This is a genomic window from Frankia sp. AiPs1, assembly GCF_023716945.1.
Lineage (GTDB): Bacteria > Actinomycetota > Actinomycetes > Frankiales > Frankiaceae > Frankia.
The window spans coordinates 1-12,655 of sequence record NZ_JAMQQF010000145.1 but is presented as its reverse complement, the minus strand read 5'-3'; the positions used below and the strand labels follow the sequence as shown (position 1 = coordinate 12,655).

9 protein-coding genes and 1 pseudogene are annotated in these 12,655 nt (G+C 71.9%); 6 read left to right on the top strand and 4 right to left on the bottom strand.

Annotated elements, in window-relative coordinates; translation table 11 throughout:
- Positions 1-409, bottom strand: a pseudogene (locus ND748_RS14985) (hypothetical protein); the annotation flags it as partial.
- 252 nt (positions 410-661) lie between these two features.
- The gene (locus ND748_RS14980; RefSeq protein WP_251746424.1) at positions 662-1,204 is read right to left on the bottom strand and encodes a YbhB/YbcL family Raf kinase inhibitor-like protein; all 543 of its coding nucleotides are present in this window, start codon (positions 1,202-1,204) and stop codon (positions 662-664) included.
- 181 nt (positions 1,205-1,385) lie between these two features.
- Between ND748_RS14980 and ND748_RS14975 the strand changes: the two genes are divergently transcribed.
- Positions 1,386-1,724 carry a P-II family nitrogen regulator gene (locus ND748_RS14975; protein ID WP_251746423.1) on the top strand — a complete coding sequence of 113 codons (339 nt, stop codon included), beginning with the start codon at positions 1,386-1,388 and terminating at the stop codon, positions 1,722-1,724.
- 533 nt (positions 1,725-2,257) lie between these two features.
- On the opposite strand, the gene ND748_RS14970 is transcribed toward ND748_RS14975, so the two are convergent.
- The gene (locus tag ND748_RS14970; RefSeq protein ID WP_251746422.1) at positions 2,258-3,154 is read right to left on the bottom strand and encodes a VTT domain-containing protein; all 897 of its coding nucleotides are present in this window, start codon (positions 3,152-3,154) and stop codon (positions 2,258-2,260) included.
- Positions 3,155-3,719: 565 nt separating this feature from the next.
- On the opposite strand from ND748_RS14970, the gene ND748_RS14965 reads away from it, so the two are divergent.
- Complete coding sequence (locus ND748_RS14965; RefSeq protein ID WP_251746421.1) at positions 3,720-4,940, top strand: lipase family protein; 1,221 nt, start codon at positions 3,720-3,722, stop codon at positions 4,938-4,940.
- A gap of 2,894 nt (positions 4,941-7,834) precedes the next feature.
- Here ND748_RS14965 and ND748_RS14960 read toward each other — a convergent pair.
- Positions 7,835-8,473: a TetR/AcrR family transcriptional regulator gene (locus tag ND748_RS14960; RefSeq protein WP_251746420.1), complete on the bottom strand. Its 639-nt coding sequence runs from the start codon at positions 8,471-8,473 to the stop codon at positions 7,835-7,837.
- A gap of 155 nt (positions 8,474-8,628) precedes the next feature.
- On the opposite strand from ND748_RS14960, the gene ND748_RS14955 reads away from it, so the two are divergent.
- The 4 genes from ND748_RS14955 to ND748_RS14940 form a co-directional block, all read left to right on the top strand.
- Positions 8,629-9,057: an organic hydroperoxide resistance protein gene (locus tag ND748_RS14955; RefSeq protein ID WP_251746419.1), complete on the top strand. Its 429-nt coding sequence runs from the start codon at positions 8,629-8,631 to the stop codon at positions 9,055-9,057.
- Positions 9,058-9,361: 304 nt separating this feature from the next.
- On the top strand, positions 9,362-10,783 hold the full coding sequence (locus ND748_RS14950) for a glycosyltransferase family 4 protein (RefSeq protein WP_251746418.1): 1,422 nt from the start codon (positions 9,362-9,364) through the stop codon (positions 10,781-10,783).
- 11 nt (positions 10,784-10,794) lie between these two features.
- Positions 10,795-11,526: a class I SAM-dependent methyltransferase gene (locus ND748_RS14945; RefSeq protein ID WP_251746417.1), complete on the top strand. Its 732-nt coding sequence runs from the start codon at positions 10,795-10,797 to the stop codon at positions 11,524-11,526.
- Positions 11,513-12,655, top strand: a 1,143-nt coding sequence (locus ND748_RS14940) for a hypothetical protein (RefSeq protein WP_251746416.1), incomplete at its 3' end; no start/stop codon positions are given. The genes ND748_RS14945 and ND748_RS14940, both read left to right, overlap by 14 nt.

Genomic DNA, 12,655 nt, shown 5'->3' with positions numbered 1-12,655 from the left:
CCGCTGCCCGGCCGGCGAACGCCGCGGCGCGGCGCACCGCCACGCCCGTCGTGTCCAGCCCCCACAGCTCCCGCAGGACCGCATCGATCGCCGCGAGGCGGGCGTCGAGCAGCCGGGCCGGCGAGGAGTACGCCCAGACGTCGGGCACCGAGCGCGCGATCCGGCGCGGCGCGAAGTTGTAGAAGGCCGAAGTGATCGTCGCTGCGGACGCAGCTCCGAGCGGTGCGGCCCGCATGCCGATGTATCCCATCCAGAAGCCGTGGGAGCCGGCCTCCTCCCCGAAGCGGCGAACCGCGGGGTGGAAGTAGATGACCGCGTGGACCGGCTCCCCCACCTCCCAGATCCGGCGGGCGTCATAGGCGCCGGCCGCGCCGACACCGCTCACATCCGTCTGTCTACCGTCGCCCATGCAGTTCCTCCCGAGCGTGAGTCGGTTCCAGACTCCCCCTGCACGGGGGCAATACGCCAGGAAAAGACGTCATGACCGACCGTCGGCCGGGGCCCGACACCCCGGCCAACGGTCCGCTTCCAGCGGGAACGCGCCGGAAACGCGACGGAAATGACGGTGCTCCGGTTCCCACCCTGGTGCCGGGGGGGGGCGCCCGCATCCGGCCGCCGCCGCCCGCCGCGCCGGCCGGATGCGGGGTCGGCCGGCCGATACTCAGTGCTGGTAGGTCACCCGCAGCACGGCCCGGGCGAGGGTGTGGAAGGCGAGGTTGAAGCCGACGACCGCCGGCGAGACCTCGTCGTTGATCTCCAGCTTGGGCACGTCGACCGCGTGCACGGTGAACACGTAGCGGTGCGGCACGTCGCCCTGCGGGGGCGCGGCACCGCCGTACTCCCTGGTGCCCCAGTCGTTGCGGATGTGGTAGGCCCCGGCCGGCAGGCCGGCGAACGCGCCGCCGCCGGCGCCGCGCGGCAGCTCCGTCGCCGAGTCGGGCAGGTCGACCAGCACCCAGTGCCAGAAACCGCTGCCCGTCGGCGCATCCGGGTCATAGACGGTGACGACGAAGCTCTCCGTCCCGGCCGGATGGCCGGACCACGACAGCTGTGGGGAAAGGTTCGCCCCGCCGGCGTCCGTGTACACGTGGTCAAGCGGCAGGACGCCGCCGTCGACGAGATCCGTGCTGGTCACGTCGAATGACGGGCGCACGGGGAGCACGTCATACGGGTCGGGGGGAGTTCCCCGGTCGAGCAGGGACATCTACTATTCCTTTCGTTGCACCATCCGGTCGTTGCACCATCGGTGACGTTCCCGATCCGGCGACGTTCCCGCGCCGGTCACGTTCCCAAAATGATCACGTTCCCGAGACGAAATCGTCACCTGTCGGCTCTACGCTTCCCGCGATGAAACCTCACTCTGGCAGCGAGGACGAGAAAACGCCGTGAAACTGGTTAACGCCATCCTGCGCCCGCACCTCGTCGACGACGTCCGGACCGCTCTTGGCACCTACGGTATCCATGGTATGACCCTCAGCCAGGTGACCGGATACGGCACCGAGCTGTGGCGTACCGAGACATACCGCGGACGGACGTTCCACGACGAGTCGGTGAGCGCCGCGCGGATCGAATGTGTCGTCGCCGATGCCGACGTCGAGGACGTGGTGCGCGTGATCCTGCGCTCAGCCGGGTCGGCGGCGAGCGGGGCCGGGAAGATCTGGGTGCTGCCGGTCGCGTCGTTGACGCGGGTGCGCACGGGCGAGCGCGGCCTCGACGCGTTGTGATCAGGGTCGCGGCCGGCTCAGGGCCCGTTCCGAGAGGCGCGATGGGGCACACCGGAACACCCCCGAGACAGGCGTGATGCCTTGCCCCACAGACCAACCAACCACCCACTTCGAGTGAGATGATCGTCACATTTATCCGACAAGGCTCACGCTACCTGCATTTCCGTACTTCGCCGAGCGATCAGTGGGGCGACAATGCCCCGATGACCCGATACGGTTGACAGGTCCCGGCGGGCGTCCCGTCGACTCCCCCCGTATCGGCGCGGAGCCCGTCGGGACCCATCTGGCCAGGCAGTTCCCCGTGAACTGGCGCCTTCTCCGCGGTCCGGCATCACTGCGGCACCACGCGTCACGCAATCCGATGCGGGCGACCGCGAACCGCCCGGCGCGGCCTTCCCGCCGAGCCGACGCCACCGCCGCCCACACCGAGTCGCCGCCCCGGAAGCGGGCGGTCCGGCGTGCTGTGGCTCGCATCGAATCCCGTGGAAGCATCGAGATCTTCCGACGAAGGCGCCGCGTCGCTGCGGCCGGGCTCAGTCCCGGGCGGTCTCGCGGCGATGGGCCGCCGAGTGACGGCCACCCCCGCCGCCACCGCCACGGCGCAGGCGCACGGTGACGGACGGGTCTGCGCCCTGGTCCTCGCCCTGGTGCCAGCCGTCCTCGTCGCCGCCGTCGGCCGGCAAACCGTCGTGGCGGGTCTGGCTCGGCGCCGGAGCCCCGGCCGGCGAACCGGCCATCGGACCGACCGGCGGACCGACCGCGGCGGACTCGGCGGTCACCCGTGCCCGCTTCCGCCGGTTCCGGAGGTACTCGAAGACGATTGGTACCACCGAGACCAGGACGACCAGGACGAGCATGGCCTCGATGTTGTCGCGGATGAAATCTATCTTTCCGAGATAGAAGCCGAGCAGGGTCACTCCACAGCCCCAGAGCAACCCGCCGATGATGTTGTAAACAGTGAAAACCCGGTAGTTCATCCGGCTCGCCCCGGCGATGACCGGGGTGAAGGTCCGCACGATCGGAACGAATCGGGCGAGCACGATGGAGCGCGCACCGTTCTTCGCGAAGAAGACTTCCGCCTGCTCGACGTACTCCTGTTTGAACAACCGGGAATCGGGGCGCCGGAACAGTGCCGGGCCGGCCTTTCGGCCGATCAGATACCCCACCTGGTCACCCGCGACCGCCGCCAACCCGATCAGGATCATCGCGACCGGCAACGGTGTCGAGACCTCGTCCCTGGCGATCAGCATCCCCATGGTGAACAGCATCGAGTCGCCGGGCAGGAAGAACCCGATCAACAGCCCCGATTCCGCGAAGACGATCAGCAGGACGACGGCCAACCCCGCCTTGATGAGGCTGTCAGCGCTGATCGCGCTGGGGCCTAGGGCGAGCGTGCTCGCCGCGAACGTGCTCGACGCGAACGTGGTCACAATCGCGGGCCTCCGACGGTTTCGATCGACGGGTCGGACGTGTCCGTTGAGATGACGGTGACGTCCACCCCACCGCACCGGCCCCGCCTGCGGACACCGTAAGGGTATCGAGCGTCCGGGCGGCCACGACCGGCACCTGCGGGTATCCGCCTCGATCCACAGAGGGTCCACAGTTCCGGCCCACCTCGGGTGCACAGATCGCCCTCGTGCGGGAACCCGTCGGAACGAGCCGCACGGCGCCGTCCGGACCGTCCGCGGCTGATCCGCCCGCGCGGCTCCACCCGACATGACACGGCAGGGAACGAGCGCACATCCGACCATCAACCCCATGACGTCACGGACCGCCACTTGTTCGGCGGAACCGGAACCATAGTCTTCATTCGTGCTTTTCTCGCGGCCCGGTCCGGACGATGATTCACCGGCTTCCACCGGTCCGTGCCCGACCCGGTCGGACGGGCGGGAGCACTGCCGCCATTCCCCGGCCGCACCCGGCGAGCCCGAACGGCTGGGGCCCGAACGGCTGGGGCTTGACCGGCTGGGGCCCGGTCGCCGGTCCGGTCCAACAGTGGCCCGCGCGCTGCTCCTGGTGCTGCTTGTCCTGCTGGGGCTGATTCCGCTGGCCGGCTGCGGCCGGCGGGGCGACGTCGACCACGGGCAGGGCGTCACGAGCAGCGACGACGCACCCGCGGCCGCTCAACCGATCCGGCCGCAGGCCGCCGTCGGCGAACTGCTCTCCCGGGAGGTCGTCACCCCGGCCCCGGCCGGCATCCGCGCCTGGCGGGTGACCTACTCGTCCCGGCCGACCGGCAAGGGCGCAGCCGCGGTCTCCGGCATCATCCTTGCTCCGGACGCGGATGTACCGGTGCCCGCCGGCGGCCGCAAGGTCGTGTCGTTCGGGCACGGTACGACCGGCATCCAGGATTCCTGTGCGCCGTCGCGCGCCCGTCCGCCGCTGGTCGCGGCCGCTTGGACGTTCCCGCTGGTCCGGGCCGGCTATGTCGTCACGCTGACCGACTATGCCGGGTTGGGTTCCCCCGGCGAGCACGCGATCTATATCGCCGCCCCCGAGGGACGGGCGGTACTCGACGCCGCCCGCGCTGCCCGCTCCCTCACCGAGACGGGGGCCGGCCGCGACGTCGTCCTCTGGGGTTATTCACAGGGCGGCCAGGCGGCCCTGGCTGCCGGGGCGATGGCCGCCGGCTATGCCCCGGAGCTGCGCATCCGCGGGGTGGTCGCGACCGCGCCGCTGGCGGACCTGCCCGCCTCGCTCGCGACGCTGCAGCGCGGCGCCGACGGCGTCGGCTACCTGCTGCTGGCGATGATCGGGGTGTCCGTCGACGATCCCCGGATCGACCTGGACCGCTACCTGACTCCGACCGGCCGGCGGCTGCTGGCGGTCGCGCGCACCCGGTGCGCCGGCGAGGTGACCAAGGCGAGCGTCGGCTCGTCAATCCACACGGCCTTCACCACGGATCCGCTCACGCGCCCGCCGTTCGCCGCCGGATTCGCGCGGCAGCGGGACGAAATCCTGCGACGTATGGCGCCCACGCTCATCCTTCAGGGTGACCGCGACCAGGTCATTCAACAGCCGGTCACCGACGGCGTGGTCAGCCGGCTGTGCGGGGAGGGCACGACGGTGGACTACCGGCGCTACCCGCTGGCCGACCATGGCTCGATCCTCGGCACGTCGATGAACGACCTGATGGGATGGGTCGCGCAACGCTTCGCGGCACGTCCGGCAGTGGTCGCCGACATCTGCACACTGGGCGCGGCCGCCCGCAGGTAGGCCCTGTGGAGAACCTCGGAGTGCCCCACCGTTGGTCACGGTTGGATCGGTGCACGGTTCCCACCCGGGATCGGCGTCCACCCGGTGACCATGGCGCCTCCCCCCAGAACCATCCCGGGCCGAACCTGACGAGCGGCCCGCCGCACGGTGACCACCCAGGCCCCCGGAAGACAGACGGTGCCCACCGTGGAGCTGGGGACAACCCCGCGGCGGGCTCCGCGGGCGCCGAGACCGGACGTGCCTGTGGACACCGTCCAGGCCAGGCAGCGGCGCCCCGGCCGGTGGCCGTCGCCGCCGCACCGCTCCAGCCCACGGTGCCCACGGATGACCTGTGGAATTCCGGGCCGGTGACCTTCGCGCTGCAACCTGGGTGACCGTTCGACAAAACAACCATGACCGGTCGGGACGACGGTGGGTTCCTTGGCCGCACTGCTGTGGACAGATAGCCGACGGATCGCGAACGCGACTTTCGCCCGGGCACGCGACCCCGTCGGGGTCAGCGTCCGGCCTCCGCACGATGCCCGGTGCCGAGCCCCGTCCGTGGGGGACGGGAGCCCGGGAAGGCGATCGTGGCGATGGCCTACGCCACGTGTTCGTTTCACCTGTGGATAAGACCCGACTGCTATCCACACTGCCCATCGATGGGCATGGTGCTCGGTACGGTGCCCCTCCTCGAGGCTGGTCGGGAGGGGACGGGAAGTTATCCACAGGACGCGTGACGTTCGCCCGAGGGGCGTCCCGGGGCCCCGTCCGGCGACCGGCGACGGCCGCCGATCTCTCTGTGCATAACCGTGAAATCCCTGGTCAGCGGGCTACTCGGAGGCCTGAGGTGGGGTTCTGGCCGTGGGCAGGGTCGGTCCGCACGGCTGCCCTCCCCGTGCACCGAGGAATAGGGCCGGTGCCTTTCGTCGGTCATGCGGGCGCCCACGGACCCGCCGCCGCTTGTGCACCGAACGCGCCGGGCTCCCGCGGGGCACCGGGCCGCCCGGTGGAGCGCGAGCCCCGAGGCGGGCAACGCCGACGGTCAGCGTCACCCCTGTGGACAACTCGATCCCCCGGGTCGGGTCGGTGTGCTCGCGAGAACATCCGTCGCTGCCGACAGTGGCGACGTGGGGTCCGCGGACGGGGGCCGGTCGGCGGCGACGGCCTCCCTACGGGGGCACCTGTGGACAGCACGGTGCTCGCCGACGGGGTCGGTCCGCGGCGACGCTCTTCCGCGGGGAAAGCCGGTGGACAGCACGATGCCCACGGGCGGTGTCCTGGTGACGATGCGGGTCGGCCGCGGGCGGGCAGCGAGGGCGGCTGGGATGGTGTGCGTCCAGCCGCGCCATCCTCGGCGTCGTCCCCAGGCGCCGCAGAACGACGATGCCCACCGGAGAGCTGTGGACAACCGCTACGCGGCCCGCCTCGGGTTTCCGTGTCCCATCCGCTGCCCCGCGCACTCGCCCGAGGTTGGGACGCCGTGCCCGCACGCACGCGATTCCGGCCGGCGTACCCGGGGTGGTCATGGGTGGACACCGGGCCAATCCGGCGTTGCGCTGCACGGTGCCCGCGGGAGATCTGCGGCCGCCGCTGCCCGGCTGCACCTGTGGACACCGTCGCCGGCCTGGCCGTGACGCCCGGGTTCGGCTGCCCGTCGCGGCGCCGATCCGCCCACGGTGCCCACGGATGATGTGTGGATATCTCGGTTGGCGGGCGTCGGGCATCAACGCGGGTAACCGTCCGAAGAAACGACCATGACCGCCCGGGGTGCCAGGTGGGTCGGCGCTCGGCCGCTGTGGACGGGTGCCCTGCGGGTGGCGCTGGTGACTCCCGGTCGACACAGCACAAACCGTGGATGGTCAGCGGCCCCGCCTGGCACGGTGCCCGCGCCGCGGCCCCGTTGAGCTGGACCGGAACCTCGGGGGACGACCGTCGAGCGCCGTTCGTCCCGCAGACCTGCGCGCCTGTGGTCAGTGTCGGACCGTCGGCCACACTGACCACAGATGGTCAGCGTGTGCGGCACGGTGCTCTTCATCGAGGAGGGTGGCGGATGCGCCGAGCGTTATCCACAGGCGGCATGGAGGACCGGCGGCGGCGGCCGCCGAGGAGCGTCCGCAGCGACCGCGACGGCCGACACCTCCCCTGTGGAAAACCGGGAAAGTCCTGGTCGGGAAGCCTGGGGTGGCTGCGTTCACGAACCTGGCCGTGGGCATAGAGCGATTCGGACGGGTGCCCTCCCCGCGCACCGATGATCGAGGGCGCTGCTCATGGACGACCATCCCTGCTCCGAGGAATCCACCGCCTCACGGCTGGGACGCGCACGCCCCCCTTGCGGACACCGGCAACGCCTGTGGACAGCGCATGCCCTGGCCACGATCGGCGCGGACGGTCACCGTCCCCCTTGTGGACGGCCACCTGGCGGTATGGGAGTCGGCCTGCTTGCGCGACGCCTGGGCGCGTCGGGCTGTGGACAGCACGATGCCTGCCTGTGAGTGCCAGTCGGCGGCGACGGTGTCCCTCGGGGGAGACGGCTGTGGACAACGCGGCGCGAGCCGGCACGGTGACCGTGGCCCCGCACTCCACCGCTCCTCGGCCGTGGGAAGGAAGCACCCGACGGACAGGCCAGCGGACCGGCGGCAGGCGGCAGCGCTTGGTAGACGTCGTGTCCAGCGAACGGGGCGCAAACGGCGCTCAGCGGACAGGGCGGGCCAGCAGACGGTGCTCAGGGGACGGAGTCGGCGGGCCGGGCATCTCGGCGAACGGTGCTCAACGAACCGGGCAGCACAGCGAACCGGGCTCAGTGAACCCGGCAGCACAGCGAACCGGGCTCGGCGAACCCGGCAGCACAGCGAACGGGGCACAGCGAACGGAGTTCGGTGGCCGAGTTCGGTGGACGGGCGAGCAGACAAGGCTCAGATGGAGGGGCGGGAGTGCGCCGCGGTGACCGGCTGGACGGCCGCGACGCAGAAGTCGACGAGACGGCCGTGGAAGGCGGGATCGTCGATGGGCTGGCGGGCGCCGCCGAAGGCGTGCCGGGCCAGCAGGGCACCCAGGAAGGCGCCCGCGGCGAGATCGGTGTCCAGGTCGGCACGGGCCTCGCCGCGGGAGACGGCGTCGTGCAGGGAGTCCTCGATGGCGGCCGCGCAGCGGTCGACGGACTCGCGTCGGAACGCCGCGTACATCGCGGGGAAGCGGCGCAGTTCGGCCATGCACCGGGCGAGGATCGACAGCCTGGGCTCGGTGAACACCGCGTCGACGTAGGGCGCGAGGTGCAGCAGGTCCGTGCGCAGCGACCCGGTGCGCGGGGGCACCAGGCCGGCCGCCAAAGTCCCGAGCGCGTGCAGGACGAGATCGTCGCGGGCCGGCCAGCGCACGTAGATGCCGCGTTTGGCGACGCCGGCGCGGACCGCGACCCGGTTCACGCTGAACCCGCCGACGCCGTGCTCGGCCAGTTCGTCCACGGCGGCGGAGAGCACGCGGGTGTCGATCGTCGCGTCACGGGGGCGTCCCCGCCGCGGCCGGTCGAGCTGCCCCGTCTCCTCCTGCACCATCCGCTCAGGCTAAGCGGGAAACGGGGGTGTGGACCGCGAATATTTAGGGCACCAGCATGGTTGCGTAAATCTGACAGGCTCCGCGGAGCTCCGACAGCCCGTGTCGCGATCGGAAAGCATCCGTCTCGCGACAGACAGCATCACATGGAGGCGACATGGCGACCACGATCTACTCAGCGACCTCGACCGCATGGGGCGGCCGCGAGGGGCGGGTGGCGTCCAGCGACAACCGGGTGGACCTGCAGCTCTCCATCCCGAAGGGGGTCGGCGGCGACGACGGGCCGGGCACCAACCCGGAGCAGCTCTTCGCCACCGGCTACGCGGCGTGCTTCCACAGCGCGCTCAAGGCCGTCGCCCGGGGCAAGAAGGCCGACGTCACCGACTCGGCGGTGTCGGTGACCATCGAGCTGCTCCGGGACGACGACGGCACCATCGGCTTGGGCGCGAGGATCGAGGCGCAGATCCCGGGGCTCGACCGGGCCACCGCCCAGGAACTGCTCGAGGCGGCGCACGTGATGTGCCCGTACTCCCGCGCCACGAAGGGCAACATCCCCGCCGAGCTCGTCCTTGTGGACAACGACTGACCGAACCGACCGACTGACCGCGGTCCACAGCCGGCCCGCAGTCCACAGCCGGCCCGCGGTCCGGCAGTCCCGCAGTCCCGCAGTCCCGCAGTCCGTCGGGTTCGCGCCTCCTTCCGGTGCGTGACCCGGCGGATCCGCACGTCAACGCGCGCCGGTGGCCGGCCGGTCGTGACCTGGCCGGCCACCGGCGGCACGGGCGAACACCGTGAAGATCGGACCTCAATGTCCTAATGTGCGAAAGAAGCGGCGCCACCCTCGACGTCGAGGGACCTGGATTTGCCCGAAACGGACGGAGGGCGCACAGTTGCGGATTGCGTTGTTGTCGTACCGGAGTCTGCCCACCTGCGGTGGCCAGGGCGTGTACGTCCGACATCTGTCTCGCGAACTGGTCGCCCTGGGGCACCACGTCCAGGTCCTGAGCGGGCCGCCGTACCCCGACCTCGACGACGGGGTCGGTCTCACCGAGCTGCCGAGCCTGGACCTCTACCGCGACTCGGATCCGTTCCGCTGGCCGGGCCTGGCGGAGCTTCGCGCGCTGCCCGACGTCGTCGAGTTCGGGATGATGCGGACCGGGCAGTTCTCCGAGCCGCTGTCGTTCAGCCTGCGCGCCTACCAGGCGTTGCGGCCCAGGGCGGCCGGTGGGCGGCCACCGTTCGACATCGTCCATGACAACCAGGGGCTCGGCTACGGGCTGCTGGCGCTGCGGGCGGCGCTGCGTCCCTACCGAATTCCGGTCGTGAGCACCGTGCACCATCCGATCACCGTCGACCGCCGGCTGCACCTTGCCGCGGCGTCGGGCTTCACCGCCCGGGTCGGGCTGCGGCGGTGGTACTCGTTCCTGCCGATGCAGGCCCGGGTGGCGCGGCGGCTGGACGGCATCGTCATCCCCTCCGAGAGTTCGCGGCGCGAGATCATCGCCGACATGGACCTGCCGTCCGCGGTCATGCACACGGTGCCGCTCGGGGTCGACGCCGACATCTTCACGCCCGCGCCCGTCCCCAAGCCGGCGGTCGCCGGCCGCATCGTGGTCGTGACCAGCGCGGATGTGCCGCTCAAGGGCCTGGGGGTGCTGCTGGAGGCGTTGGCCAAGCTGCGCTCCGAGCGCGCCGCGCACCTGGTCTGCATCGGCAAGGTCCGTGAGGGCGGGCAGGCCCAGCGACGGGTGACCGAGCTGGGCCTGAGCGATGCGGTGACGTTCCGTTCCAACGTGCCGGAGCAGGAGCTGATCGAGCTGCTGCGCTCCGCCGAGGTGGCGGTCGTCCCCTCCCTGTACGAGGGGTTCAGCCTGCCCGCGGTGGAGGAGATGGCCTGCGGCATTCCGCTGATCGCGACGACCGCCGGGGCGCTGCCCGAGGTGGCCGGCGCCGACGGCGAGGCGGCCCTGCTGGTCCCGCCGGGAGATCCGGATGCGCTGGCCGGAGCCATCCGCACGCTGCTCGACGACCCGGCGCGCCGGGCCCGGATGGGGGCGGCCGGACGGCGCCGGGTGGAGGAGCGGTTCTCCTGGCGGGCGGCGAGTGCCGCCACCGCGGCCTGGTACGCCGAGCGGATCGCGGCAGTGGGTGGGACGCCCACCTCGCCCTACCCGGGCTCGTCCTGGTCGTGGGCGCCGCCGACACCCGCCTCGTGGCCGGCCGGGCTGGCCTCCACCGGCACGCCCGCCCCGGTGGTGGCGCCGGCGCCGGGCGCTGCGAGCTCGTCGGCATCGCCGACGCTTGCCGGCTGAGCCCGCGCCACATGCTCACCGTCGACTTTGATCGTTTTCCCGTACCCGCAGGCTGCCGGCTCCTCGACCTGGGCTGCGGGGCCGGGCGCCACTCCTTCGAGGCGTTCCGGCGCGGCGCCGACGTCGTCGCGCTGGACTACTCCCTCGACGAGGTCGGCGGCGTGAACGCGATGCTCGCCGCGATGGCCCTGGAGGGGCAGGCGCCGGCCACCGCGCGGGCGGCCGGGGTGCGCGGTGACGCGCTCGCCCTGCCGTTCGCCGACGCGACCTTCGACCGGGTCATCATCGCCGAAGTTCTCGAGCACCTGCCCGCCGACACGGCGGTGATGGCGGAGATCGCCCGCGTGCTGCGGCCCGGCGGCTGGGTGGCGGTCACCGTCCCGAACCGCCTGCCCGAGCAGGTGTGCTGGAGCCTGTCGACGGCGTACCACACCGTCGAGGGCGGTCACATCCGCATCTACCGGCAATCCGAGCTGCGCGAGCGGCTGACCGCCGTCGGGCTCGAGCCGATCGACACCCATTTCGCGCACGCCCTGCATGCGCCGTACTGGTGGCTGCGGTGTCTCGTTGGTGTCCATGACGACGACCATCCGGCGACGCGGCTTTACCACCGGCTGCTGGTGTGGGACATGATGCGCCGTCCCCAGGTCACGCGGCTCGCCGAACGGATCCTCAATCCGGTCATCGGCAAGAGCATCGTCCTGTACCTACGAAAACCGGAGGTAGCGCGTGCGGTCGGTTGAGTCCGCGCCGAGGCTGACCCCCGAGGCGCTCACCGCGACCGCGACCGCGATCGCCGCCGCCCAGGAACCGGACGGCGCCATCCCCTGGTATCCCGGCGGCCACACCGACCCCTGGGACCATCTCGAATGCGCCATGGCGCTCGACCTCGGCGGCCTCGTCGACGCGGCCGACGCCGCCTGGGCCTGGCTACGGCGCAACCAGCGGGCCGACGGCTCGTGGGCGACCAGCCATGTGGCCGGGGCGGTCAAGGAGGACTTCGCCGACAGCAACCAGTGCGCCTACGTGGCGACGGCTGCCTGGCATCGCTGGCTGCTCACCGGGGACCGCGCCTTCGCCGCCGGGATCTGGCCGGTCGTCCGCCGGGCACTCGACTTCGTCGTGGACATGCAGGCACCCAGCGGTCAGATCTGGTGGGCGCGGGGATCCGACGGCGTCGACTATCCCGAGTCGCTGCTCACCGGCTGCTCGAGCACCCTGCACAGCCTGCGGTGCGGGATGGCGCTCGCCGCGCTCGTCGGCGAGGTGCCGCCGGCCTGGCAGCGGGCGACCGGCGCGCTGCATCACGCGCTGGTCGCGCACCCCGAGTACTTCGCACCGCGGGACCGCTGGTCGATGGACTGGTACTACCCGGTGATCGGCGGGGTGCTGCGTCGCTCCGCCGGCCGGGCCCGGCTCGCCGCTCGCTGGGACGACTTCGTCGTCGACGGCCTGGGGATCCGCTGCGTGGCCGACGAGCCCTGGGTGACCGGCGCGGAGACCTGCGAACTCGCGATCGCCCTGCACCTGGTCGGCGAGACGGCCGCCGCGGCCAAGCTGGTCGCGGACATGCAGCACCTGCGGCACGAAGACGGCGGCTACTGGACGGGCTGGCAGTTCGCCGACCGGGTGTTCTGGCCGGTCGAACGATCGACGTGGACCGCGGCGGCGGTGATCCTCGCGGCCGACACGCTGGCCGGCGGGGTCACCGAGACGCTGTTCCGCGGGGACGACCTGCCGTCCGGGCTGCACCCGTTGCTCGACGGCCGGGCCGACGCCGACACCGACACCCACGCGGGCCGTCCCCGCAGGGGGCCGCGCCCGCCCGACCAGCGTCCGGCGCCTGACGGCGGCCCGCCGGCGGCCTCCGAC

What these genes read in the sequence shown, in the direction of transcription:
- ND748_RS14980 (WP_251746424.1), bottom strand. Translation starts at nt 1,204, where the DNA reads ATGTCCCTGCTCGACCGGGGAACTCCCCCCGACCCGTATGACGTGCTC.
- ND748_RS14960 (WP_251746420.1), bottom strand. Translation starts at nt 8,473, where the DNA reads ATGGTGCAGGAGGAGACGGGGCAGCTCGACCGGCCGCGGCGGGGACGC.
- ND748_RS14955 (WP_251746419.1), top strand. Translation starts at nt 8,629, where the DNA reads ATGGCGACCACGATCTACTCAGCGACCTCGACCGCATGGGGCGGCCGC.
- ND748_RS14945 (WP_251746417.1), top strand. Translation starts at nt 10,795, where the DNA reads ATGCTCACCGTCGACTTTGATCGTTTTCCCGTACCCGCAGGCTGCCGG.